The following is a 24,399-nucleotide window of genomic DNA, read 5'->3' as shown; positions in this document are numbered from 1 at the left end:
GTTGCTGCAAAAGAGGGGAATTTCAGGGCGGGATTACGGGGGTGACTCCGCCCTGAAAACGCAAAAGCCCCGCCCGGCGAGGTGCCGGGCGGGGCTTTTTTTACTCAGGTGTACTTGAGCGCGCTATTACAGCAGCGGGATCGAGTAGCTGAGGATCAGGCGGTTTTCGTCCTGGGAGCGAACGCCCGGGATATCGGTACGCCAGGTAGCATTTTTCCACATGAAGCCAACGTTTTTCAGCGGACCTTCTGGTACTACGTAAGCGACGGTCAGGTCGCGTTCCCATTCAGTGCTGTTGTTACCTGCTGGAACGGTAGCGCTGACGCGGTTAGTGTCGATACCGTCGCCACGCAGATAAACCATACCAGCCGTCAAGCCAGGCAAGCCGACCTTGGCGAAATCATACGAGTAGCGAGCCTGCCAGGTTTTCTCGCCGGCACGGCCGAACTTCTGGATCTGCATATCGGTGATGGTGTAGTTCGACGAGCCGTCACCTTGGTTCAGCCAAGGGAAGTCGCTGCTGCCATTGCTGACCTGGTAACCGCCACCGAAGGTGTGACCGGCAACGGAGTACAGGAACAGGCCGCTGTACAGGTTGTTGTCGACCTTGCCTTTACCGTTGGCAGTGCTGCTGTAGTTACCGGTGCTGTAGTACAGCGGATCGGTGCCGTTCTTGCCGTCATCGGAGCTGTTGAAGTAGCGCAAGTCGGACTTCAATACGCCCGGGCCGATGGCCCAGTTGTGAACCAGACCCAGGAAATGTTGCTTGTAGAAGTCTTCCAGGTTGCCGTAGTAGTACTGAGCAGTCAGGTCCTTGGTGATTTTGTAGTCACCACCGGCGTAGATGAACTTATTGCTGTTGGCGGTACGCGGGGAGGCACCGTTAATGGACAGGTTCTCGTTGTTGCTGGAGTTACGCCCCTTCACAGCTTCGATCTGACCGCCAACCAGGGTCAGGTCCTTGATTTCGCCGGAAGTGATCTGACCGCCCTGCCAGGTTTGCGGCAGCAGACGACCGTCGTTGGTCACAATCACCGGGTTCTTCGGCTGCAGAGTGCCCAACTTCAATTCGGTCTGGGAGATCTTGGCTTTGGCGGTCAAGCCCAGGCTGGAGAAGTTATCAACCGCCTGGCCGTTGGACTCGCTTGGGAAAACAGTGCCGCCGTAAGCGGTACCAGGGCTGCCATTCGCGGCAACGTTGCCGTTAGTGCCGCCGCCCGAATCCAGGCGTACGCCCAGCAGGCCGATGGCGTCGATACCGAAGCCGACGGTGCCTTGGGTGTAACCGGAAATGAAGCGCAGGTCGAAGCCTTGGCCCCACTCTTCGTTTCGACTTGGGCTGGCGGTGCCATCACGGTTATCGGTGTTGATGTAGAAGTTACGCAGACCCAGAGTGGCCTTGCTGTCTTCGATAAAACCGGCGGCGCCTGCCTGCTGCGCCAAAACCCCTACGGCCACAGCCAGGGCCAAGGTGGACTTGTTCATTGTTTCGCTCCTCTCGTTTCTAATTCTTGTGTTCCGGCCCTGGGTCGAATGCCCTGGATCCTGAAAAATGCGCTCGCGACCGAATCGTGACTTGCCAGTCGACCAATGCAGATGGGGGCACGCATGTTAAACATATAAAAAATTATTTCATTATTTTTCATGCCGATCTGGAATATCAATGGGCACTACTTCGTAACGTCGGACATAAGGTATCGGCCCATACGGCATGCACTTTAGGCGATTCGATTAAAAGCTAAAAAGAATAAAAAATTTGTAGATAAGCTCAATTAGGAATATCAAAAAAAACACGAAAAAAAACCTCGCCATTCAGCGAGGTTTTTTTCCGAGGCGATTACAAGAAGCTGTAGGTGTAGTTGAAGATCAGACGGGTCTGGTCAACATCGGGGTTGTTAGAGACTTCGCTGCCCCGGTAGACACCATTGCGCACGGTCACGCCAAAACCTTTAAGGGCGCCCTGCTGGATGGTGTAGTCGACCCGCATGTCGCGTTCCCACTCGGATGCATCAGGGCCATTGCCAGTCGTGGCTTTGATATCGTCGCCATGCAGGTAGGCGATGGACGCTCTCAGACCAGGTACACCCAGGCTCGCGAAGTCGTAGCTGTACTGACCGAAGGTGGTGTTTTCACCGGCACGGATAAAGCTGTTAACCATGGAGTCAGTGAATAGATAGAAGCTGGTGCCTCCGTTCCCTTCAGGACGGTTATTGCCATCAACCACGTTGCCCTGGTTCAGCATGACGAAGCCGCCGTCATCGCTGACGCGCTGGTGCCCGACCAGGAAGGCGTTGCCACCCAGGGTATAGGTGAACATGGCGCTCCAGGTCTTGTTATCGACCTCGCCCGGGTTCTTGGCGAAACCGTTGTTGTTGTTGAAGCGGTAGCCTACGTCGCCGTTCTTGCCGTCAGAGCTGCTGTCGAAATAACGGATGTCAGTCTTGAACGACTGGTTCGGGGCGATCTGGTACAGGTGCACCAGGCCGAGGAAGCTCTGCTTGTAGTAGTCTTCCAGGTTCGCGTAGTAGTACTGCAGCATCAAGTCTTTGGTGACCTTCCAGTCAGCACCAGCGTAACGGAACTGGTTGCTATCCTGAGTACCGCCCGCCACTGCCAGGCCGGTGGAATTGGACGATGCACGACCGGCCGAGTGTTCCAACTGACCTGCGTTGAAGGTCACGTTGTCGATTTCTTTCGAGGTGATGGTGCCACCGTCAAAGGTCTGTGGCAGCAGACGGCTGTCGTTCGACAGCAGGATCGGCAATTGAGGTGCCAGAGCGCCACCCACGTGGGCCTCGGTCTTCGAGAAGCGAGCCTTGACGTTAGCCGATGCACGGCTCCACTCGTCCACGGCCGAACCGTCACTGTCGCTTGGGAAGAACGAGTTGCTGTCCGGATGATGGCCCTTGCCACCGTCCAAATGGATACCGACAAGCGCCTGGGCATCAATACCGAAGCCGACAACACCTTGGGTAAAACCGGACAGGTAATCGAACTTCAGACCTTCAGCGGTTTCTCGCTGACTGTTGGCAGGAGTATTAGCGCCTTCGCGGAAATCGTTGTTGTAATACATGGTGCGGGAACTGACGGAAGCCTTGCTGTCTTCCAGGAAACCCGCGGCGCCTGCCTGCTGCGCCAAAACCCCTACGGCCACAGCCAAGGCCAAGGTGGACTTGTTCATTGTTAAGCTCCTCTCGTTTCTAATTTTTGTGTTCCTGGCCCTGAGTCAATAGCCCGGGGTTTCTAGGATTGGCGATTAGCGCCAGACCGTGACCCACAAGTCAATCGTAACTTTATGTGTCTACGACCATGGTCTAACCCCCCCCTGATTTGGTCCCTGCAAGGTCATGAATTTTCATAAGCCTAAAAAGAATCAGCAGACCCTTTCTCATACCCTTTAGGAATTGATCTGCGCTGCTGCCCGCTGAAATGGCGGCTCACAAGCCAATTCCTAAAAGGTATTTATTAGTATTTTTTTAGATCGACTCGTGTTTTAAAGCACTCGCAATCCATCTCATCAAAAGCCACGCCATGACAATCAAACGCGAACTATCCGGCTCAATTGTTACAGTTTGTGTATCGATATTAAGATTTTTGGAAGCCCAGCCAGCCAGCCTCACTCCCGGCTACAAACCGGTATCGACCCGAGCAAAGCGCCGAGGCCGATGGGATTTGTGAGAAGACCATAGGTCATAAAATCGACTGACGCCGTTTTAAAAGCGGTTTGCAGGTGGTCACCGGCATCTGCATCCGGTGCCATTGAGGGTGCGTATGGCTGGTCGCCAACGCTGGGGGCCATTCGCAAGACTGACAGGCGCCTCACCGACGCGGCGCAGGTTGGCCAATGGGGGAGCGCCGACTTTTGAAGTCTGTGTACGAGGATTACGCCGAAAAGCATCCCGAGGTGGTCGCCGGTTCAACTTTCCGGAGGCCAAGGCCCGGCAAACCATCGCACGGCTCGAGGGTGGCACAGCCAAGGCGATCGGCGAGACGGCGAAGTTTTTGAAGGAACAAGGAAAGGTGGAGACGGTGCTGCCGGATTATTCGCCGTATGTCAGCGCGAAGTTCGTCACCGAGTAACACCACCTCCCGTAGGAGCGAGGCTTGCCCGCGAAGAGGCCATCACGCCCGATATTGATAGTGGCTGTGACGACGCCTTCGCGGGCAAGCCTCGCTCCTACAGGAGGGTGGCGCTACGGTTACAGGGTCTTTTCGAAGATCTTCGAATTGCGTTGGTAGTTGTACAGCGACGCCCGCGCCGACGGCAGGCGCTCGACGCTGCTCGGTTCGAAACCGCGCTCGCGGAACCAGTGCGCGGTGCGGGTGGTGAGGACGAACAAGGTTTTCAACCCCTGGGCCCGGGCGCGGGTTTCGATCCGCTCCAGCAATTCATCGCCGCGACCGCCATGGCGATACTCCGGGTTCACCGCCAGGCACGCCAGCTCCCCGGCATCCGAGTCGGCAATCTGATACAGCGCCGCGCACGCGATGATCATGCCTTCCCGCTCGACCACGCTGAACTGCTCAATCTCGCGTTCCAGCACTTCCCGGGAACGACGCACCAGAATCCCCTGCTCTTCCAGCGGGCTGATCAAATCCAGCAAACCGCCGACGTCTTCAATCGCCGCTTCGCGCACCAGTTCGAATTGCTCCTGGGCCACCAGCGTACCGCCACCGTCACGGGTGAACAGTTCGGTCAGCAGCGCGCCGTCTTCGGCGTAGCTGACGATATGGCTACGGGCTACGCCACCACGGCAGGCTTCAGCCGCCGCATCCAGCAGTTCGCCCTGATAATTGTTGCCCAGACGTTGCAGGTGCGCCGGCACTTGTTGCGGACGCAGTTCGCGAACCAGGCGACCGTTTTCATCGATCAGGCCCAGGTCGGCGCCGAACAGCAGCAATTTATCCGCACCCAGGTCGATGGCCGCGCGGGTGGCGACGTCTTCGCAAGCGAGGTTGAAGATCTCACCGGTCGGCGAGTAGCCGAGCGGCGACAACAGCACGATGGAGCGCTCGTCCAACAGGCGATTGATGCCCTTGCGGTCGACCCGGCGCACTTCGCCGGTGTGGTGATAATCGACGCCTTCAAGCACGCCGATCGGCCGTGCCGTCACCAGGTTGCCGCTGGCCACCCGCAGGCGCGAGCCCTGCATCGGCGACGAAGCCATGTCCATGGACAACCGCGCTTCGATGGCGATACGCAACTGGCCCACGGCATCGATCACGCATTCCAGGGTCGCGGCATCGGTGATGCGCATGCCGTGGTGGTAATGCGGGATCAGGCCGCGTGCGGCCAGGCGGGTTTCGATTTGCGGACGGGAACCGTGGACCAGCACCAGTCGCACGCCAAGGCTGTGCAACAGCACCAGGTCGTGGACGATATTGCCGAAGTTCGGATGCTCCACACCGTCACCGGGCAGCATGACGACGAACGTGCAATCGCGGTGGGCATTGATGTAAGGAGACGCGTGACGAAGCCAATTAACGTAGTCGGGCATGAACCTGGGCCTGTAATAAATAGCAGCCAAAAAAATGGGCGAAGCAAAAAACGCACAACGGGCTGGTGGTTATCGTCGGAACAGGCTTGGCGACACGCGAGCTCTCCTAATGAATACGGGTTGGGACACCGGTAATTTATATATTTCTGTAGGAGCAAAGCTTGCTCGCGATAGCGGTGTATCAGCCAACTGTGATGTTGGATTTAATGCCGCCATCGCGAGCAAGCGTTGCTCCTACAGGTGTTGCGTTCAATTGGCCAACGTAGGGCTTTGGGCCGGCGTCAGGCAGTAATGTTCAATCAATTGACGTAATAGATGCACGGTAGGCTGCAAACGTGACATTTCGAGGTATTCCCCCGGTTGGTGAGCACAGGCGATGTCGCCCGGGCCAAGCACCAGTGTTTCGCAGCCAAGACGCTGAAGATAAGGCGCTTCGGTGCCGAACGCTACTGCTTCGGCGCGATGGCCCGTGAGCTTTTCCGCGACGCGGACCAATTCGGCGTCCTCGGCCTGCTCGAACGGGGGCACTTCGGGGAACAGCGGCGCGTAGTCGATCTTCACCTGATGGCGTTCGGCAACCGGCTTGAGGCGCGCCAGGATTTCCGCACGCAGGGCTTTGGGGTCCATGCCCGGCAGCGGCCGCAGGTCGAATTCCAGCGAGCATTGACCACAGATGCGATTGGGGTTGTCGCCGCCATGGATGCAGCCGAAATTCATCGTCGGGGTCGGCACGCCAAACTGCGGATTGCGGAATTCGCGCTGCCACAACAGGCGCAAGCCGCGCAGTTCGCCGATGGCATCGTGCATCGCTTCGAGGGCGCTGTGGCCCAGGCGCGGGTCGGAGGAATGGCCGCTCTGCCCGAGGATGTCGATGCGCTCCATCATGATGCCTTTGTGCATGCGGATCGGCTTGAGCCCGGTCGGCTCGCCGATCACCGCCGCCCGGCCCAGCGGACGCCCGGCTTTGGCCAGGGCACGCGCGCCGGACATCGAGCTTTCTTCATCGCAGGTGGCGAGAATCAGCAACGGCTGTTTGAACGGTTGGTCGAGCAGCGGGATCACTGCCTCGATGGCCAGGGCGAAAAAGCCCTTCATGTCGCAACTGCCCAGGCCCACCCAGCGGCCGTCCACTTCGGTCAGCTTCAACGGATCGGTCTGCCACAACGCGCCATCGAACGGCACGGTGTCGCTGTGCCCGGCCAGCACCAGGCCGCCCGGGCCGGAACCGAAACTGGCAAGCAGGTTGAATTTGCCGGGGCTGACCTGCTGGATATCGCAGGTAAAACCCAGATCGCCGAGCCAGGTTGCCAGCAAATCGATCACCGGGCGATTGGTCTGATCGAGACTCGGCTGGGTACAGCTGACGGACGGCGCAGCGATCAGCGCAGCGAACTGATCTTTCATGGACGGCAAAGGCATCGCTGACTCCAACTCCCGAATTGAAGTCCATCATAGAACCATCCGGCGACAGGAATAAACCGTCGCGGCGCGTAGGACAGGCTACTCCTGTACACTGCACGACCTTGGCAGCCACACATTCCCCCGGCTGCGCTCCCGATCCTGGATTTTCCGGCCATGCAGAAAGAAACCGAAATCAAACTCCGCGTCAGCCGCGAAACCCTCGCCGCCCTGCGCGAGCACCCGCTCCTGAAAAAACGCAACAAAAGTGGCTGGGAACGCCGTGAGTTGATGAATCAGTACTTCGACACGCCTGAGCGCGACCTGGCCCGTGCCAAGGTTGCCCTGCGCCTGCGCCGCGATGGCGAAGAAGTGATCCAGACCCTCAAGACCCGTGGCCAGAGTGTTGCCGGTCTGTCCGAACGTAACGAATACGACTGGAACCTGCCCAAAGCCAAGCTCGACGTGAAGAAACTCGACGGCGAATGCTGGCCTGAAGAGCTGGCGGAGCTGGACAAGAAAACCCTGAAAGCCATCTTCACCACCGATTTCGTGCGCGAACGCGCCGAGATCGCTTGGGGTCGCGGCAAGACCAAAGTGGTCATCGAAGCGGCGCTGGACTTCGGCCACGTGGTCGTCGGCAAGCAGAAAGAAGAAATCTGCGAGCTGGAACTGGAACTGCGCGAAGGCGAACCTGCCGCGCTGCTGGAACTGGCCGCCGAACTGGCCGCGACCCTGGCCCTGATGCCGTGTGACATCAGCAAGGCCGAGCGCGGCTACCGTTTGTACGACGCCAACAGCTATTCGCTGAGCCTGCCGGCGCCGCAAATCACCGCCGAAATGCCGCTGGACGACGCTTTCGCCGCGCTGAGCTGGCACTTGCTGGGCAGCAGCCAGCGTCTGGCTGAGCAATATCGCTTCAATGGCCACTGGCGCCTGTTGCAGGACTGGGTCGAAAACCTCGGCGAACTGCGCGCACTGCTGAGCAGCCTTGGCCAAGCCGCACCGCGTCAGTCGACCCACGACCTGCGCCTTGCACTGGACGCCTTGCTGGAAGACTGGCGCCCACTGGTGCAAGCCGGCCTGGACGACGAAGACGTGCGCAAAGCCGCGCCGGAGCAGTTCCTCGAAGAACTGCAAGACCCGCGCTGGGGCCTGTTCTCGCTGAACACTTCCCGTTGGTTGCTGGCTCGCACCTGGGCTGCCGACCGCAACGTGCGTGGCAATCGCCAAGGCGCTGCACAACTGGCCAACTGGCTGCCGCGCCTGCTGGGCGAAGAAGCCACGTCGCTGCAATTGCAACGCTACCAGCAACAGCCCGAAGACCTGGCCGAGCAACTGCCGCGCATCGAACGCATCCAGGCCTGGATGCACCATGCCCGTGGCGTGTTGGACATCCCGGAAATGGATCGCCTGTACGGCGAACTGAACAAACTGGCGCAACTGGCCAACGAGCCGATCACCGACGAAAGCCTGGATGCGCGTAAGCAGCAGGCCATCGCCGTGTATCAGAATCGTGCCTGGAAAATGTTGCTGCGTATGTAAGCCCGCCCTCCACATGATCGTTCCCACGCTCTGCGTGGGAATGCCTCAAGGGACGCTCTGCGTCCAGGTGACGCGGAGCGTCACCGGCTGCATTCCCACGCAGAGCGTGGGAACGATCACTTAGCGCAACACCGGCAAACTCGTCGTCGACTTGATTTCCGATAACGCCACTATCGAATTCACTTCCTGAATCCCCGGCACCATCGACAGCTTCTCAAAAAAGAAGCGCTCATACGCCTCGATATCCGCCGTGACAATCCGCAGCAAAAAATCCACCGACCCCATCAGCACATAACACTCCAGCACTTCGGGAAAACCGCGAATTGCCTCGGTGAACTCCGTGAAGTTGGAACGCCCGTGGGCGTTGAGTTTGATTTCGGCGAAGATCTGCGTGTTCAGGCCGATTTTCTTGCGGTCGAGCAACGTCACCTGACCGCGAATGATCCCCTCCTCCTTCATCCGCTGAATCCGCCGCCAGCACGGCGACTGGGACAGCCCCACCTGCTCGGCAATCTGCGCGCTGGACAGCGAAGCGTCCTCTTGCAGCAACGCGAGAATCTTGCGGTCGTAGCCATCCAGCTCGGCGTGCATAGAAAAACCCTTGATTGGCTACTTGTTGAATCAAACGATTCGATAAACCGGTAATACGCCCGATCATAGCCAAGAAATGCCCGGCACCGAATGTAAAAATTCCTCCAGTGATTTTGGAGCCCGACCCATGCTGCATCTAGAAGCCGTGAACACCCCACCGACCCGCGTCGATGTCTGGAATGTCAGCAACGCCCATTGCCGCGTGCACTACCAACTGCTGGCCGAAGCCGAGCCGGACTTACTGTGTCGAGCACTCAACCTGTTCGCCATGCAGTTTTTGACGCCGGAGCAGGTCAACGTGCAGCGCATGGACGATCTGCTGTCGATTGACATTGTGATCGACGGCCTGACCTGGCATCGCGCCCAAGTGATCGCGGAAAAACTTCGTAACCTGATTAGCGTCTGTTCGGTGAACCTGCAAAGTGCCGATTCTGCGTGGGATGAGCAGGCGCAAGCGACCGGCTGAAAGAACTGGAAACGGCTTCGTCGGGTAGTGGCCCAACGGTCAGCGGGTCCGCGACTATCCTTTGCACACTGCGGTCTAGATCGCTGTTTGCAGGATTGTTCAAAAGGAACCCGCATGTCCGTTCAACTTGCCACTCAGGACCGCTGGCTGGATCTCAATGATTTGCTGCGAGAGCTGGTCGCCCAGGGCTTTATTAATCAGGATTCGGCCGAACTCGCGCTCAACGCCCGACGCCGGCATGCCGCCAATGGCCAGTTACATCCGTTGGAGTTTATTGCCAGCCAACACCTGGACGACCTCAGCCGTCCCGGCAAACACCTCGACCTCGAAAGCCTGACCCTGTGGTTGTCGCAACAGGCCGGCCAGCCTTACCTGCGCATCGACCCGCTGAAGATCAACGTCGCGGCCATTACGCCGCTGATGTCCTACGCCTTCGCCCAGCGCCACAAAATTCTCGCCGTTTCCATCGACCGCGATGCGGTGACCGTGGCCAGTGCCCAGCCCTACGTCACGGGCTGGGAAGCCGACCTGACTCACGTATTGAAGCTGCCGATCAAGCGCGTGGTGGCCAACCCGGCGGATATCCAGCGCTTCAGCGTGGAGTTTTTCCGCCTGGCCAAGTCGGTCACCGGCGCCACCAATGCCGATCAGCAGACCAGCACCCTCGGCAATTTCGAGCAACTGCTGAACCTCGGCGCCAGCGATCAGGAGCCGGACGCCAACGACGCGCACATCGTCAATATCGTCGACTGGCTGTTCCAGTACGCGTTCCAGCAGCGCGCCAGTGATATCCATATCGAGCCCCGGCGCGAGCAAGGCACGGTGCGGTTTCGCATCGACGGCGTGCTGCACAACGTCTATCAATTCCCGCCCCAGGTGACCATGGCCATCGTCAGTCGCCTGAAAAGCCTGGGCCGGATGAACGTCGCGGAGAAACGCAAACCCCAGGACGGCCGGGTCAAGACCAAGACCCCGGACGGCGGTGAAGTGGAACTGCGGCTATCGACGCTGCCCACCGCGTTCGGCGAAAAAATGGTCATGCGGATCTTCGATCCGGAAGTGCTGCTCAAGGACTTCGATCAGTTGGGTTTCTCCGCCGATGACCTGCGCCGCTGGCAGGACATGACCCGCCAGCCCAACGGCATCATCCTGGTGACCGGGCCGACCGGTTCGGGCAAGACCACCACGCTCTATACAACACTGAAGAAACTGGCGACGCCGGAGGTCAACCTCTGCACCATCGAAGACCCGATTGAGATGGTCGAGCCAGCGTTCAACCAGATGCAGGTCCAGCACAACATCGACCTGACCTTCGCTGCCGGCGTACGCGCACTGATGCGGCAAGACCCGGACATCATCATGATCGGCGAGATCCGCGACCTCGAAACCGCCGAAATGGCGATCCAGGCCGCGCTCACCGGTCACCTCGTGCTCTCGACCCTGCACACCAACGACGCACCGAGCGCCATCAGCCGCCTGCTGGAGCTCGGCGTGCCGCATTACCTGATCAAAGCCACGGTGCTCGGAGTCATGGCCCAGCGCCTGGTCCGCACCTTGTGCCCACACTGCAAGGCGCCGCTGACCCTCGGCGAAGAAGACTGGCAAACCCTGACCCGGCCCTGGCAAGCTCCGCTACCCAACAACGCCCACCGCGCCATCGGCTGCCTGGAATGCCGCGACACCGGCTATCGCGGCCGCGCCGGGGTCTACGAAATCATGCAACTGACCGACAGCGTCAAAGCCCTGATCACCCCCGATACCGACTTGCTGGCGATCCGGCGCCAGGCGTTCAAGGAAGGCATGCGTAGCTTGCGGCTGTCCGGCGCGCAGAAAGTGGCGGCGGGGCTCACGACGATTGAGGAGGTGTTGCGGGTGACGCCGCAGAGTGAGCAGAAATGAAACCTTTTATGTCTCCTGATGATGCGAGGCGTGACTAAGCAGTTCTGCTGGCCGACGCGCGCCGTTACACTCCTGCCATCGCCAATTCATCAACAAGGATTCGTTATGCAGATCGGTAGTGTGCTTTTACTGTTTGTCGGCCTGGTCGTCGCCATTCTGTTCATGGGTTTCAAGGTCGTGCCCCAGGGTTATCAGTGGACGGTCGAGCGTTTTGGTCGTTACACCAACACCCTCAAGCCCGGCCTGAACATCATCATTCCGGTGATGGATCGCATTGGTCGCAAGATCAACGTGATGGAAAGCGTGCTGGATATTCCGCCCCAGGAAGTCATCACCGCCGATAACGCCACGGTGCAGATCGATGCGGTGTGTTTCTTCCAGGTGGTCAACACCGCCCAGGCTGCCTATGAGGTGAACAACCTCGAGCACGCCGTGCGTAACCTGCTGCAAACCAATATCCGTACCGTGCTCGGCTCGATGGAGCTGGACGCGATGCTCAGCCAGCGCGACAACATCAACGAAAAACTGCTGCGCACGGTCGATGAAGCAACGGCACCGTGGGGCATCAAGATTACCCGGATCGAGATCAAGGACATCAGCCCGCCAGCGGACTTGATGGCCGCCATGTCCGGCCAGATGAAAGCCGAGCGGATCAAGCGCGCGCAAATCCTCGAAGCCGAAGGCCTGCGGGCCGCGGCGATCCTGACCGCAGAAGGCAAGAAGCAGGCGCAGATCCTGGAGGCCGAAGGGGGTCGTCAGGCCGCTTTCCTTGAGTCCGAAGCCCGGGAGCGTCAGGCCGAAGCCGAAGCCCAGGCCACCAAAGTGGTGTCCGAGGCCATCGCCAATGGCAACGTGCAGGCGGTGAACTACTTCGTCGCGCAAAAGTACATCGATGCCCTGGGCAAGCTGGCCTCGGCCAACAACAGCAAAGTGATCCTGATGCCGCTTGAGGCCAGCTCGATGATCGGTGCCGTCGGTGGTATCGGCGAAATCGTCAAGGCCACGTTCGACAACAAAAAAGCCTGAGGCGCGCGCCATGTGGGCATTCCTGCAACATCTGTCGTTCTGGGACTGGTTGGCACTGGGCACGGTGCTGCTGATTCTTGAAGTGTTCGGCGCCGGGGGTTACTTGCTGTGGATCGGCATGGCCGCCGCAGCGGTGGGCGTGCTGACCTTTGTGCTGCCGAGCATGTCCTGGGAGCTGCAATTTTTGCTGTTCGGCCTGCTCTCGATCGCCACCGCCGTGTACTGGTGGCGACGCCAGCGCAGCGCCGTGCGCGAGAGTGATCAGCCGAACCTCAACCTGCGCGGCCAGGAACTGATCGGCAAAACCTTTGTGGTACACGAGGCGATTGTCGACGGTCGCGGCAAGATCAAAGTCGCCGATGGCGTGTGGATGGCGCGCGGGCCAGATGCGGCGCTGGGTAGCCGCGTGCGCGTGGTCAGCCAGCAAGGGGCGATTCTGCTGGTGGAACCGGCTGACTGAGCGGTCATGGAACTCGATTGGGTAAATGACGATCCAACCCCGTAGTTAACCCCAGTGGAGTCACCCATCATGCGTCTCAAACTTGCTGTCGCTACCCTTGCCTTGCTGTCCCTCCCCGTTGGTTCAGCAATGGCCGACAGCTTTTGGCGTAACGTCATTTCGTCCGGTGCAACCACCGGTTCGACCTACCTGACCTTCAAGGATCACAAGCTGATCGTCGCGGCACAGGACGATGCCGGCAGTTTCGTCGCCAGTGACGGCGGCATCCGCGGCCCTTACCTGGAAGCGGCGATGCAGAAAGTCCGTGCCGACAACCCGGGCCTGCAAGCCACGGACATGGAGTTGGCGAACGCGATCCTGGCGAAAAATGCCGTCGCGTCGGACTAAACTTTTCCAGCTGTAGAAATGCCGCTCATATGAGCGGCATTTTTTATGGGGCATTTTCCTACAGCGATGAATGCCAATTCCCCACCACCCTGACGAGAATTCAGCGCATGACTGAGGAATGCTCTGATTTTTGCGGCGGCTGCGGGCCTGCAAACTTTGTCGATTCGAACACCCTACACAAGCGAATCGATACCCATGAAAAACCCAGGTCTGCCGTTATTGCTGCTCGCTGCAGCGTTCAGCAATGTGTCCCATGCCGAGGGCCTGTACGGCTCGGTCAAAATCCAGAGCGTCCAGCAAGACCTGGAAAGCGCCCTGCTCACCAGCCCCCGAGTCAACAATCGCGTGGCCAGCCCGGACACCAACAAAGATGTTGGCGGCTCTGTGGCGCTGGGCTACGGATTCAAGGGCGATTGGCGCCTGGAAGCCGAATACAGCATCAAGCAGGATTCGGAGTTCAAGAGCCGCTGGGCGCCGTTCAACGCCAACGTCAACAACATGCAAGTCTCGTCCAAGCGCCTGATGCTCAACGGCTACAAGGATTTCCCGCTTAACGACTACCTGTCGCTGTATGCAATGGCCGGCGTGGGGGTCGCGCACGTCAACTCCGAAGGTTATCAAACCAACCCTTCGCGACGATTCGCCAACAACAGCCAGAACAACTTCGCCTACGCCATGGGTGTCGGGGCTGACCTCAAGCTCAACCAGCAAATTAGCCTCGGCGCCGGTTATCGCTATGTCGACATGGGCAACATCGAAACCGGGTACAACACCTTCGCCAACCGCATCAATGCCCGGGACGAACAGCTCAAGGGCAAGTTGCGGGAGCAGAACCTGTACGTCGAGGCGCGTATGACGTTCTGATTCATCGACCATAAAAAGCAAAAGATCGCAGCCTTCGGCAGCTCTATGGAAACGCATCTTCCTGTACGAGTTGCCGAAGGCTGCGATCTTTTGGTCTTCTCATCGGTAATCATCCACCGGGACACACGCGCAAAACAGATTGCGGTCGCCGTAGACGTTATCGACGCGGTTCACCGCCGGCCAATATTTATGGGCCTTGGTGTGCGCATCCGGTGTCACCGCTTGCTCGATGCTGTAAGGCCGCTCCCACACGCCAGTGATGTCAGCCAGGGTGTGGGGCGAGCGTTTCAGAGGATTGTCTTCCGGGTCCCAATTACCGTTTTGTACCTCGGTGATTTCCGCACGGATGCTCAGCATCGCCCCGATAAAACGGTCCAGCTCGGCCTTGGATTCGCTCTCGGTCGGCTCGACCATCAACGTCCCCGGTACCGGGAAGGACATGGTTGGCGCATGGAAGCCGTAGTCCATTAGGCGCTTGGCCACGTCTTCTTCGCTGATCCCGGTCAGTGCCTTGAGCGGCCGCAGATCGAGGATGCATTCGTGGGCCACGCGCTCGTTACGCCCGGTGTAGAGCACCGGGAAGGCGCCGGACAAATGCTGCGCCAGGTAATTCGCCGCCAGGATCGCCACCTCACTGGCGTCCGCCAGTTGCGGCCCCATCATCGCGATGTACATCCAACTGATCGGCAAAATGCATGCACTGCCCCACGGCGCGGCGCTGACGGCACCGTTCTGCGGTTGCGGGCCGTCGATCGGCACCACCGGGTGATTGGCCACGAACGGCGCCAGATGTGCCCGCACACCAATCGGCCCCATCCCCGGCCCGCCGCCACCGTGGGGAATGCAGAAGGTTTTGTGCAGGTTCATGTGGGAAACGTCGGCGCCAATGTCCGCTGGCCGCGCCAAGCCCACCTGAGCGTTGAGGTTGGCGCCATCCATGTAGACCTGGCCGCCGTGGCTGTGGATAACTTCGCAGATTTCGCTGATGCCTTCCTCGTACACGCCGTGGGTTGAAGGATACGTCGCCATCAGGGCCGCGAGTTTGTCCCCCGCCGCCGAGGCTTTGTCCTTCAGGTCGTCCAGATCGACGTTGCCCGCCTCGTCGCACTCGACGATCACCACGCGCATCCCGGCCATTTGCGCCGAGGCCGGGTTGGTGCCGTGGGCCGAGGATGGGATCAGGCAAATGTCTCGGCCACCCTGATGCCGGCTCTCGTGGTATTTGCGGATCGCCAGCAACCCGGCGTACTCGCCCTGGGCGCCAGAGTTGGGCTGCATGCAGATCGCATCGAAACCGGTGATCGCGCAGAGCCAGCGCTCCAGCTCCTCGATCATCAGCCCATAACCAACGGCTTGTTCCTTGGGCGCGAACGGATGCAGATTGGCGAATTGCGGCCAAGTGATCGGGATCATCTCGCTGGTGGCGTTGAGCTTCATGGTGCAGGAGCCCAGCGGGATCATCGACTGGTTCAGCGCCAGGTCCTTGTTCTCCAGTTGCTTGAGGTAGCGCAGCATTTCGGTTTCGCTGTGATGGGCGCTGAACACCGGGTGACGCAGGTAAGGCGTGGTTCGCAATAATCCATCAGGAATCCCGCAGGCCAGGGTTTCAGCGTCCAGTTCCTCGACGTTGAGCCCATGATCGGCACCGAGGAACACATCGAACAATTTCGCCACGGTGCTTTCATCGCAGGTTTCATCCAGGCTCAAGCCCAATTGCCCGCGCCCGAGAATGCGCAAATTGATTTGTGCGGCCTGGGCGCTTTCAATGATCGCCGTTTGGGTGCCGCCGACTTCGAGGGTCAGGGTGTCGAAGAACTGTTGGTTGAGCCGGGTAATACCGTGCCGCTCCAGGCCGGTCGCGAGGATGCAGGTCAGCCGATGCACACGCTGGGCGATCCGTTTCAACCCTTCCGGCCCGTGATAGACCGCGTAGAAACTGGCGATATTGGCCAGCAGCACCTGGGCGGTGCAGATGTTCGAATTGGCCTTCTCCCGGCGGATATGTTGCTCGCGGGTTTGCAGGGCCATGCGCAAGGCGACGTTGCCACGGGCATCTTTCGACACACCGATGATCCGTCCGGGAATCGCCCGTTTGTACTCGTCGCGACTGGCGAAAAACGCCGCGTGGGGTCCGCCGTAGCCCATCGGTACGCCGAAACGCTGCGATGAACCGAACACCACATCAGCCCCCAACTCCCCCGGTGGCGTCAGCAGCAACAGGCTCAGCAGATCCGCCGCGACGCAGGCCAAGGCTTGCTGGGCATGCAGATGATCAATCAGCGGCCGCAAATCGCGGATCTCGCCGTGGGTGTCGGGGTACTGCAGCAACGCACCGAACACTTGATGCTGTTTCAAGTTATCCACAGCGTCGATGATCAGCTCGAAACCGAAGCCCTCGGCCCGGGTCTGCACCACGGAAATGGTCTGCGGATGACAGTTCTCGTCGACGAAAAACAGATTGCTCTTGGACTTGGCGACGCGCTTGGCCAGCGCCATGGCTTCCGCCGCAGCCGTAGCCTCATCCAGCAGCGAAGCGTTGGCCAGTTCCAGACCCGTGAGGTCGATGGTCAGTTGCTGGAAATTGAGCAGTGCTTCGAGCCGGCCCTGGGCTATCTCCGGTTGATACGGCGTGTAGGCGGTGTACCAGCCGGGATTTTCCAGCACGTTGCGCAGGATCACCGTCGGCGTGAGGGTGCCGTGGTAGCCCATGCCGATCAGGCTGGTCCAGACCTGGTTCTGTTCGGCATAGCCGCGCAGCTTGGCCAGCGCGGCTTCTTCATCGAGGGCCGACGGCAAGTCCAGTTCCCGGTTGAGGCGAATGCCCGGCGGCACGGTCTGCTCAATCAACTCGACCCGGCTGCCAACACCGAGGCTGTCGAGCATCGCCTGCTGCTCGGCGGCGTCCGGCCCCAGGTGGCGGCGCAGGAAGGCATTGGGGTCGCGTAACTGGCTCAAGGACGGCAACTGGGACATGACGGGCTCTCTCTTGACTGGCGCTCGGCGTCGATGCAACACGGTCAAACCAGCATAGCAGTCGATACCCGAGCGGATGGCGTAGCGCCTTCGGCCAATCCCGATCATCATGTTCGGCGCCTACTTAACGTCCGCTATCGGGTGTCTATCGCTTATGAGCCAATTGCCGTTTTTGCCATTTTCCAAACCGGTCATCGATGAAGCCACCATTGCCGCGGTCGGCGATGTGCTGCGCTCGGGCTGGATCACCAGCGGCCCCAAGGTCCAGGCCTTTGAAGCGCAACTGTCGGCGTTCTTTGGCGGGCGCACGGTGCGCACCTTCAACTCCGGCACCTGCACGATGGAGATTGCGTTGCGCATTGCCGGCGTCGGGCCGGGGGATGAAGTGATCACCACGCCGATTTCCTGGGTCGCCACCGCCAACGTGATTCTGGAAGTGGGCGCCACCCCGGTGTTTGCCGACATCGACCCAGTGACCCGCAACATCGACCTCGATCAACTGGAAGCGGCGATCACGCCACGCACCAAGGCGATCATTCCGGTGTACCTCGCCGGGTTGCCTCTGGACATGACTCGGCTGTATGCCATCGCGCAAAAACACGGCTTACGAATTGTCGAAGACGCGGCGCAAGCCCTGGGTTCGAGCTGGAACGGCCAGCGCATCGGCGCTACCGGCGATTTCGTGTCGTTCAGTTTCCAGGCGAACAAGAACGTCACCTGCTCGGAGGGCGGTTGCCTGGTGCTGAACACGCCTGAAGAGGTGCGACTGGCGGAGAAGTACCGTCTGCAGGGCGTCACCCGCACTGGCTTCGATGGCCTGGATGTGGATGTGCTGGGCGGCAAGTTCAATATGACCGACGTCGCGGCGGCCATTGGCCTGGGGCAATTTGCCCACATTGAAGCGATCACGGCGCATCGACGTGAGCTGGCGCGGCACTACTTCACGTGTTTCGGCGCGGATTTCGAAGCGCAGTACGGGGCACAACTGCCGCCGGCGGATTTCGAGAACAGCAACTGGCATCTGTTTCAGCTGGTGTTGCCGGAGCGCAAGCCACGGGCGATGTTTATGGAGCAGATGCAGGGATTGGGCGTCGGCATCGGCTATCACTACCCGCCGATTCACTTGCTGAGTCTTTACCGCGAACGCGGTTTCAAGGAGGGGATGTTCCCGGTGGCAGAGCGTGTCGGCCGTTTGATCGTGTCATTGCCGATGTTTACCACCATGAACAAGACGGATGTCGAGCGTTCAGTCGCAGCGGTCAAAGCCGTACTGAAGTCTTGAATCGTTTCTTGTAGGAGCATGGCTTGCCCGCGATGGCGTTTTCGAGGACGCCATCGCGGGCAAGCCTTGCTCCTACAGGGGCGAAGATTATTCGCCGATTGCGGCTTTGTAACCGGCCGCGTCGAGCAGCTTGTCCAGCTCAGCCTTGTCGCTTGGCTTGAGCTTGAAGATCCACGCACCGTACGGGTCGGTGTTGAGCAGTTCAGGCGAACCACCCAGCTCTTCGTTGATCGCGATCACTTCACCGGAAATCGGGGAGTAGATGTCGGAAGCGGCTTTAACCGACTCGACCACTCCGGCTTGATCGCCGGCAGCGAACTCTTTGCCCACTTCGGTCAGCTCAACGAACACCACGTCGCCCAAGGCTTCCTGAGCGTGATCGCTGATGCCTACGGTGACGGTGCCATCGGCTTCCAGACGCGCCCATTCGTGACTTTCGGCGAAACGCAGGCCGGCAGGGATATCGCTCATGTTCAGTGTCCTCAAGAAGAATGTCAGCGGTCGATGCCCGCCAGAAAAGTTTAAATCAAGGTTTTGCCATGGCGTACGAAGGTCGGTTTGACCACTCGGACCGGGTACCACTTGCCACGGATTTCCACTTCTGCGCGGTCGGCGGTCGCCATCGGCACGCGCGCCAGTGCAATCGACTTGCTAAGCGTAGGAGAGAAACTACCACTGGTGATCTCCCCTTCGCCAACATTGGCGATACGGACCACTTGATGGGCGCGCAAAACCCCGCGCTCTTCAAGCACCAGACCGACCAGTTTGTGCTGCACGCCGTTGGCCTTTTCGGCTTCCAGGGCAGCGCGACCGATGAACTGGCGGGTGGCCGGTTCCCAGGCAATGCTCCAGGCCATATTGGAGGCCAGCGGCGAGACGTCTTGATGAATGTCCTGGCCGTAGAGGTTCATCCCGGCCTCGACCCGCAAGGTGTCGCGGGCGCCAAGACCGATGGGCGAGATGCCCGCGCCGACCAGATCGTTGAAGAATCCGGGTGCCTGATCAGCGGGCAACACGATTTCCAACCCGTCTTCGCCGGTGTAACCGGTGCGGGCGATAAACCAGTCACCGTCGGACCGGCCTTCGAAAGGCTTGAGGATTTGAATGAGATTGCCGCGAGACTGCGTGACCAGCTCGGCAATCTTGTGCCGGGCCTGGGGACCTTGAATCGCCAGCATCGCCAACTCGGAACGCTCGTGGAGCTGGACCTTGAAGGCGCCGACATGGGCTTGCATCCAGGCCAGGTCCTGATCCCGGGTGGAAGCGTTGACCACCAGGCGATAACCGTCTTCGAGACGGTAGACGAGCATGTCATCGACGATGCCGCCACGCTCGTTGAGCATGGTGCTGTACAAGGCACGGCCGGGGCTGTGCAGGCGTTCGACGTCATTGGCCAGCAACTGCTGGAGCCAGGCCTTGGCCTGGGGGCCGTCGACATCGATCACGGTCATGTGGGATACATCGAAAACCCCGCAATCGCGGCGCACCTGATGGTGTTCCTCGACCTGCGAGCCGTAATGCAGTGGCATATCCCAACCGCCAAAATCGACCATCTTCGCGCCGAGGGCGAGATGAAGGTCATACAGAGGCGTACGCTGTCCCATGGGTTTCTCCTTCCGGGCGTGGCGAAGGTGCGGACAGGCGCTTACAGCTGAAAGCCTTGAAATAGAAGGCCTACAGCCGATTTCAGCTACCTGGTCTGTCAGACGGACCGTACCGAATGCCGCGCATTGTAGCCGCATGGTGTAGGACTGGCACCTAGGCGTTTCGATGCGCCGAACGTCGAATCAATCCGATGACCGGTAACAGCCCGACCAAAACCAGGGTCAGCGCCGGCAACGAGGCCCTCGCCCACTCGCCTTCGCTGGTCATTTCAAAGATGCGCACGGCCAGCGTGTCCCAGCCAAACGGGCGCATCAGCAGGGTCGCCGGCATTTCCTTGAGCACATCGACAAACACCAGCAACGCCGCGCTCAACGTGCCCGGCAGCAAAAGTGGCAGATACACTTTGAAAAACAGTCGTGGCCCACTGACCCCAAGGCTACGTGCTGCTTCGGGCAAAGAAGGCCGTATTCGCGCCAGGCTGCTTTCCAGTGGTCCATAAGCCACCGCGATGAAACGCACCAGATAAGCCAGGATCAGAGCCGACAGACTGCCCAACAGCAACGGTTTGCCCCACAGCGGTACGACCAGTTCGCGGTCCAGGTAACTGAACGCCAGCATGATCGACACCGCCAGCACCGAGCCGGGCAAGGCGTAGCCGAGGTTGGCCAGGCTGACGCCGGAGCGGATCGCCCGGGTTGGCGCCAGGCGTCGGGCAAACGCCAGCAGCAACGCCACGCTAACCGTGATCAGCGCCGCCATGCCGCCCAGGTACAGGGTGTGGACGATCAGGCCGGCGTAGCGCTCATCCAGATCGAAGCGCCCGCGCTGCCAGAACCACACCACCAGTTGGAGCATTGGAATGACGAAGGCGCAGGCGAACACCAACCCGCACCAAGCCGTTGCCGCCAACGCCTTGGAGCCGCGCAGGTGATACAGCGCCTTGACCCGCGGTCGCTCGTTGCTCGCCCGATTGGCGCCTCGGGCGCGGCGCTCGCCGTACAGCACCACCATCACCACCAGCAGCAACAGGCTGGCCAGTTGCGCGGCGGTCGACAGGCTGAAGAAGCCGTACCAGGTCTTGTAGATGGCGGTGGTGAAGGTGTCGAAGTTGAACACTGACACCGCGCCGAAATCCGCCAGGGTTTCCATCAACGCCAACGCCACGCCGGCACCAATGGCCGGACGCGCCATCGGCAATGCCACACGCCAGAACGCTTGCCACGGCGATTGCCCGAGGACCCGGGCAGCCTCCATCAAGCCTTTGCCCTGGGCGAGGAACGCGGTGCGGGCCAGCAGGTAAACGTAGGGATAAAACACCAGCACCAGCACCAGGATCACCCCGCCGGTGGAACGCACTCTCGGCAAGCGCAGCCCGCTGCCGAACCATTCCCGCAGCAGGGTTTGCACCGGGCCGGCGAAGTCCAGCAGACCGACGAAGACGAACGCCAGCACATAGGCGGGAATCGCAAAGGGCAGCATCAGCGCCCAGTCCAGCCAACGTCGGCCGGGGAATTCGCAAAGACTGGTGAGCCAGGCCAGGCTCACGCCCAACAGCGTCACGCCGATGCCGACACCGACGACCAGGGTCAGGGTGTTGCCCAACAGACGTGGCATCTGCGTGTCCCAGAGGTGGGACCAGATCTGTTGATCGATGGTTTGCCAGGAGAAAAACAGCACGCTCAGGGGCAGCAGGACCAGCGCAGCGATGGCGAAGACCAGGGGGTACCAGCGGCGTTGGGCGGGGTGGGCCAAGGGCGTTCTCTAGAAGGTGTTGAGCGACGCTAGCTTAACGCCGGTCTCTCTGTGGCGAGGGGGCTTGCCCCCGTTGGGCTGCGAAGCAGCCCCCTGCATTTTTTCAGACAAACCCTACACGCCAAATTGCGACCGCTTCGCGCTCGAACGGGGGCAAGCCCCCTCGCCACAGACTCAGTTCCAACCCGCCCGATCCATCATGCGAATCGCTTCAGCCTGACGCTTGCCAGCGATTTCCACCGGCAAGGTATCGGCAACAAACTTGCCCCAACTTGCCACTTCCGCAGAAGGTGCAACGGCAGGGTTGGCCGGGAATTCCTGGTTAACATCCGCAAAGATCTTCTGCGCCTCAGGCGTGGTCATCCACTCGACCAGGGCCTTGGCTGCTTCCGGGTGCGGCGCATGCTTGGTCAGGCCGATGCCCGACAGGTTGACGTGCACGCCACGGTCGCCCTGGTTCGGCCAGAACAGCTTCACCGCCAGGTCCGGTTTCTGCTTGTGCAAGCGACCGTAGTAGTAGGTGTTGACGATGCCGACGTCGCATTGGCCGGCGTTGATCGCCTCCAGCACCGCGATGTCGTCGGAGAACACGTCGGTGGACAGGTTGCTCACCCAGCCCTTGAGGATCTGCTCGGTTTTATCGGCGCCGTGGACTTCGATCATGGTGGCGGTCAGTGACTGGTTGTAGACCTTCTTCGCCGTGCGCAGGCACAGGCGACCTTCCCAGTTCTTGTCGGCCAGGCCTTCGTACGTGGTCAGTTCACCCGGCTTCACTCGGTCGGTGGAGTAAGCGATGGTCCGCGCCCGCAGGCTCAGGCCGGTCCAGGCGTGGGCCGAGGAGCGATATTGCAGCGGGATGTTGGCGTCGATGGTTTTCGAGGTGAAGGGCTGGAGGATGCCCATCTGCTCGGCCTGCCAGAGGTTGCCGGCATCGACGGTGAGCAGCAGGTCGGCGGTGGCGTTTTCGCCCTCGGCCTTGATGCGCTGCATCAGCGGCGCTTCCTTGTCGGTGATGAACTTCACCTGCACACCGGTTTTCGCGGTGTAGGCATCAAACACAGGCTTGATCAGTTCGTCGATGCGCGAGGAGTAGACCACCACCTCGTCGGCGGCCTGGGCGGCGGTGCTGCCGATCAGGGTCAGGGCCAGCGCGGTCAATAGACGCTTGGATGCCAACATGGGAGCGGTCTCTCGATTGAAAAATGAGGCCAAATGATAAGGACTCACATTTGCCAGCTCAATCGAACACTTTGCGGAGGAGTTACCAGATGTTGCACAGGATGCGCGCACACCCCTTGTGGCGAGGGGGCTTGCCCCCGTTCAACCGCGAAGCGGTCGCAAATCGGAATGCAGGGTTTGTCTGAAAAAATGCAGGGACTGCTTCGCAGCCCAACGGGGGCAAGCCCCCTCGCCACAGGGCCATGCCGACCTCAGGCCTTGGCCAACGCCGGCAAATCCCCGGTCAACCCCAGCGCCTCACGCACAAACAACGCCTTGGCCTCCGGCATCTGCTCGACCATTTTCAACCCGGCATTGCGCAACCAGCGCACCGGCAGCGGATTGGCCTGGAACAACCGTTCAAAGCCTTCCATCGCCGCCATCAACGCCAGGTTGTGCGGCATGCGCCGGCGCTCGTAGCGGCTGAGGACTTTCACATCCGCCAGGCGCTCGCCGCGTTCCGCCGCTTGCAACAGCACTTCAGCCAGCACCGCCGCATCGAGGAAGCCCAGGTTCACGCCCTGCCCGGCCAGCGGGTGAATGGTGTGCGCCGCATCGCCGATCAGCGCCAGGCCTTCGGCCACATAACGCTTGGCATGGCGCTGACGCAGCGGCACGCACAGGCGCGGATCGGCGCTGAGCACCGTGCCCAAACGCCCCTCGAAGGCCCGTTCCAGTTCACGACAGAAACCTTCGTCATCCAGCGCCATCAAGCGTTCGGCTTCGCTCGGCGTGGTCGACCAGACGATCGAACACCAATCCTGCTGACCGTCCCGCTCCAGCGGCAAAAACGCCAGCGGACCGTTATCGGTAAAACGCTGCCAAGCGGTCATCTGATGCGCTTTGGAACTGCGCACGCTGGTCACGATGGCGTGATGCAGATAATCCCACTCCCGGGTGGCGACACCGGTCAACCGGCGCACGGCCGAATTGGCGCCATCCGCCGCGATCACCAACGGCGCACGCAAGGTGCGGCCATCGGCCAGGGTCAGCAGCCAGTCATCGCCGGAGCGACGCATCTGCTCCAGGCGCGCATTGGCCAGCATCCCGAGGTCGCAGTCGTGCAAGCGGTCGAGCAAGGCGTCCTGCACCACGCGGTTCTCGACGATATGGCCGAGCACCTCGGCATGCACACTGGCGGCCGAGAAGTGGATCTGTCCGGTGCCGCTGCCGTCCCAGACGTGCATGTCGGTGTAGGGGCTGCTGCGCCGATTGGCGATGCCGTCCCAGACGCCGAGGCGTTCAAGAATTCGCTGACTGGCGGCCGACAAGGCGCTCACTCGCGGTTCGAACGGTGCCTGACCATCGAAGGGTTTGACGCTCATCGGGCTGCCGTCCAGCAGCAGGACTTCCAGCCCGCTGTCCTGTAACGCCAGCGCCAGGGCGCTGCCGACCATTCCGGCCCCGACAATCAGCAGATCTGCGCGCATGTCCA

At 60.4% G+C, this 24,399-nt stretch carries 19 protein-coding genes and 1 pseudogene; 9 read left to right on the top strand and 11 right to left on the bottom strand.

Annotation, left to right across the window (positions count from 1 at the left end):
- Positions 1-126: 126 nt before the first annotated feature.
- Together FQ192_RS20975 and FQ192_RS20970 are read right to left on the bottom strand one after the other, a co-directional pair.
- A complete protein-coding gene (locus FQ192_RS20975) occupies positions 127-1,485 on the bottom strand; it encodes an OprD family porin (RefSeq protein ID WP_149660248.1) in 1,359 nt (452 codons plus the stop codon).
- 352 nt (positions 1,486-1,837) lie between these two features.
- On the bottom strand, positions 1,838-3,181 hold the full coding sequence (locus tag FQ192_RS20970) for an OprD family porin (protein WP_149660247.1): 1,344 nt from the start codon (positions 3,179-3,181) through the stop codon (positions 1,838-1,840).
- 350 nt (positions 3,182-3,531) lie between these two features.
- Here FQ192_RS20970 and FQ192_RS20965 point away from each other — a divergent pair.
- Positions 3,532-4,080: pseudogene (locus FQ192_RS20965) on the top strand (hypothetical protein).
- A gap of 119 nt (positions 4,081-4,199) precedes the next feature.
- Here the strand turns inward: FQ192_RS20965 and argA are convergent.
- Complete coding sequence (gene argA / locus FQ192_RS20960; protein ID WP_149660246.1) at positions 4,200-5,498, bottom strand: amino-acid N-acetyltransferase; 1,299 nt, start codon at positions 5,496-5,498, stop codon at positions 4,200-4,202.
- Between the two features lie 249 nt (positions 5,499-5,747).
- Positions 5,748-6,917: an acetylornithine deacetylase gene (argE, locus tag FQ192_RS20955; protein ID WP_149660245.1), complete on the bottom strand. Its 1,170-nt coding sequence runs from the start codon at positions 6,915-6,917 to the stop codon at positions 5,748-5,750.
- 156 nt (positions 6,918-7,073) lie between these two features.
- Here argE and FQ192_RS20950 point away from each other — a divergent pair, with 156 nt between their 5' ends.
- On the top strand, positions 7,074-8,441 hold the full coding sequence (locus tag FQ192_RS20950) for an inorganic triphosphatase (protein WP_149660244.1): 1,368 nt from the start codon (positions 7,074-7,076) through the stop codon (positions 8,439-8,441).
- A 120-nt stretch (positions 8,442-8,561) separates the two neighbouring features.
- On the opposite strand, the gene FQ192_RS20945 is transcribed toward FQ192_RS20950, so the two are convergent.
- Complete coding sequence (locus tag FQ192_RS20945; RefSeq protein ID WP_109502952.1) at positions 8,562-9,032, bottom strand: Lrp/AsnC family transcriptional regulator; 471 nt, start codon at positions 9,030-9,032, stop codon at positions 8,562-8,564.
- A gap of 127 nt (positions 9,033-9,159) precedes the next feature.
- On the opposite strand from FQ192_RS20945, the gene FQ192_RS20940 reads away from it, so the two are divergent.
- The 6 genes from FQ192_RS20940 (at position 9,160) to FQ192_RS20915 (ending at position 14,134) form a co-directional block, all read left to right on the top strand.
- On the top strand, positions 9,160-9,498 hold the full coding sequence (locus FQ192_RS20940; protein ID WP_149660243.1) for a hypothetical protein: 339 nt from the start codon (positions 9,160-9,162) through the stop codon (positions 9,496-9,498).
- 114 nt (positions 9,499-9,612) lie between these two features.
- Positions 9,613-11,397, top strand: coding sequence for a GspE/PulE family protein (locus FQ192_RS20935; protein WP_054044602.1), 1,785 nt, complete (start codon positions 9,613-9,615; stop codon positions 11,395-11,397).
- Positions 11,398-11,502: 105 nt separating this feature from the next.
- Positions 11,503-12,423, top strand: coding sequence for an SPFH domain-containing protein (locus FQ192_RS20930; RefSeq protein WP_054044604.1), 921 nt, complete (start codon positions 11,503-11,505; stop codon positions 12,421-12,423).
- A gap of 10 nt (positions 12,424-12,433) precedes the next feature.
- On the top strand, positions 12,434-12,883 hold the full coding sequence (locus tag FQ192_RS20925) for an NfeD family protein (protein ID WP_149660242.1): 450 nt from the start codon (positions 12,434-12,436) through the stop codon (positions 12,881-12,883).
- 66 nt (positions 12,884-12,949) lie between these two features.
- Entirely contained in the window at positions 12,950-13,270 is a 321-nt protein-coding gene (locus FQ192_RS20920; RefSeq protein WP_178129183.1) for a DUF2388 domain-containing protein, read from the top strand.
- Between the two features lie 195 nt (positions 13,271-13,465).
- Entirely contained in the window at positions 13,466-14,134 is a 669-nt protein-coding gene (locus FQ192_RS20915) for an outer membrane protein (protein ID WP_149660241.1), read from the top strand.
- A 99-nt stretch (positions 14,135-14,233) separates the two neighbouring features.
- Here FQ192_RS20915 and gcvP read toward each other — a convergent pair whose 3' ends face one another.
- The gene (gcvP, locus tag FQ192_RS20910; protein ID WP_149660240.1) at positions 14,234-17,107 is read right to left on the bottom strand and encodes an aminomethyl-transferring glycine dehydrogenase; all 2,874 of its coding nucleotides are present in this window, start codon (positions 17,105-17,107) and stop codon (positions 14,234-14,236) included.
- A gap of 154 nt (positions 17,108-17,261) precedes the next feature.
- On the opposite strand from gcvP, the gene FQ192_RS20905 reads away from it, so the two are divergent.
- A complete protein-coding gene (locus FQ192_RS20905) occupies positions 17,262-18,389 on the top strand; it encodes a DegT/DnrJ/EryC1/StrS aminotransferase family protein (RefSeq protein ID WP_149660239.1) in 1,128 nt (375 codons plus the stop codon).
- Between the two features lie 87 nt (positions 18,390-18,476).
- On the opposite strand, the gene gcvH is transcribed toward FQ192_RS20905, so the two are convergent.
- From gcvH to FQ192_RS20880, 5 genes are all read right to left on the bottom strand, one after another.
- A complete protein-coding gene (gcvH, locus tag FQ192_RS20900; protein WP_149660238.1) occupies positions 18,477-18,860 on the bottom strand; it encodes a glycine cleavage system protein GcvH in 384 nt (127 codons plus the stop codon).
- A gap of 50 nt (positions 18,861-18,910) precedes the next feature.
- The gene (gcvT, locus tag FQ192_RS20895) at positions 18,911-19,993 is read right to left on the bottom strand and encodes a glycine cleavage system aminomethyltransferase GcvT (protein ID WP_149660237.1); all 1,083 of its coding nucleotides are present in this window, start codon (positions 19,991-19,993) and stop codon (positions 18,911-18,913) included.
- A gap of 154 nt (positions 19,994-20,147) precedes the next feature.
- Entirely contained in the window at positions 20,148-21,746 is a 1,599-nt protein-coding gene (locus tag FQ192_RS20890; protein WP_149660236.1) for an iron ABC transporter permease, read from the bottom strand.
- Positions 21,747-21,920: 174 nt separating this feature from the next.
- Complete coding sequence (locus FQ192_RS20885; RefSeq protein WP_123403965.1) at positions 21,921-22,925, bottom strand: extracellular solute-binding protein; 1,005 nt, start codon at positions 22,923-22,925, stop codon at positions 21,921-21,923.
- 251 nt (positions 22,926-23,176) lie between these two features.
- A complete protein-coding gene (locus FQ192_RS20880; protein ID WP_178129181.1) occupies positions 23,177-24,394 on the bottom strand; it encodes a 2-octaprenyl-3-methyl-6-methoxy-1,4-benzoquinol hydroxylase in 1,218 nt (405 codons plus the stop codon).
- Positions 24,395-24,399 lie beyond the last annotated feature (5 nt).

It is taken from the genome of Pseudomonas sp. ANT_J12 (assembly GCF_008370045.1).
GTDB lineage: Bacteria > Pseudomonadota > Gammaproteobacteria > Pseudomonadales > Pseudomonadaceae > Aquipseudomonas.
This window is presented reverse-complemented; position numbering and strand designations above follow the sequence as displayed.

Bases quoted from the DNA above. Each gene is read 5' to 3' on its own strand.
- FQ192_RS20975 (WP_149660248.1), bottom strand. From the start codon at position 1,485: ATGAACAAGTCCACCTTGGCCCTGGCTGTGGCCGTAGGGGTTTTGGCG.
- FQ192_RS20970 (WP_149660247.1), bottom strand. From the start codon at position 3,181: ATGAACAAGTCCACCTTGGCCTTGGCTGTGGCCGTAGGGGTTTTGGCG.
- argA (WP_149660246.1), bottom strand. From the start codon at position 5,498: ATGCCCGACTACGTTAATTGGCTTCGTCACGCGTCTCCTTACATCAAT.
- argE (WP_149660245.1), bottom strand. From the start codon at position 6,917: ATGCCTTTGCCGTCCATGAAAGATCAGTTCGCTGCGCTGATCGCTGCG.
- FQ192_RS20950 (WP_149660244.1), top strand. From the start codon at position 7,074: ATGCAGAAAGAAACCGAAATCAAACTCCGCGTCAGCCGCGAAACCCTC.
- FQ192_RS20945 (WP_109502952.1), bottom strand. From the start codon at position 9,032: ATGCACGCCGAGCTGGATGGCTACGACCGCAAGATTCTCGCGTTGCTG.
- FQ192_RS20940 (WP_149660243.1), top strand. From the start codon at position 9,160: ATGCTGCATCTAGAAGCCGTGAACACCCCACCGACCCGCGTCGATGTC.
- FQ192_RS20935 (WP_054044602.1), top strand. From the start codon at position 9,613: ATGTCCGTTCAACTTGCCACTCAGGACCGCTGGCTGGATCTCAATGAT.
- FQ192_RS20930 (WP_054044604.1), top strand. From the start codon at position 11,503: ATGCAGATCGGTAGTGTGCTTTTACTGTTTGTCGGCCTGGTCGTCGCC.
- FQ192_RS20925 (WP_149660242.1), top strand. From the start codon at position 12,434: ATGTGGGCATTCCTGCAACATCTGTCGTTCTGGGACTGGTTGGCACTG.
- FQ192_RS20915 (WP_149660241.1), top strand. From the start codon at position 13,466: ATGAAAAACCCAGGTCTGCCGTTATTGCTGCTCGCTGCAGCGTTCAGC.
- gcvP (WP_149660240.1), bottom strand. From the start codon at position 17,107: ATGTCCCAGTTGCCGTCCTTGAGCCAGTTACGCGACCCCAATGCCTTC.
- FQ192_RS20905 (WP_149660239.1), top strand. From the start codon at position 17,262: ATGAGCCAATTGCCGTTTTTGCCATTTTCCAAACCGGTCATCGATGAA.
- gcvH (WP_149660238.1), bottom strand. From the start codon at position 18,860: ATGAGCGATATCCCTGCCGGCCTGCGTTTCGCCGAAAGTCACGAATGG.
- gcvT (WP_149660237.1), bottom strand. From the start codon at position 19,993: ATGGGACAGCGTACGCCTCTGTATGACCTTCATCTCGCCCTCGGCGCG.
- FQ192_RS20885 (WP_123403965.1), bottom strand. From the start codon at position 22,925: ATGTTGGCATCCAAGCGTCTATTGACCGCGCTGGCCCTGACCCTGATC.
- FQ192_RS20880 (WP_178129181.1), bottom strand. From the start codon at position 24,394: ATGCGCGCAGATCTGCTGATTGTCGGGGCCGGAATGGTCGGCAGCGCC.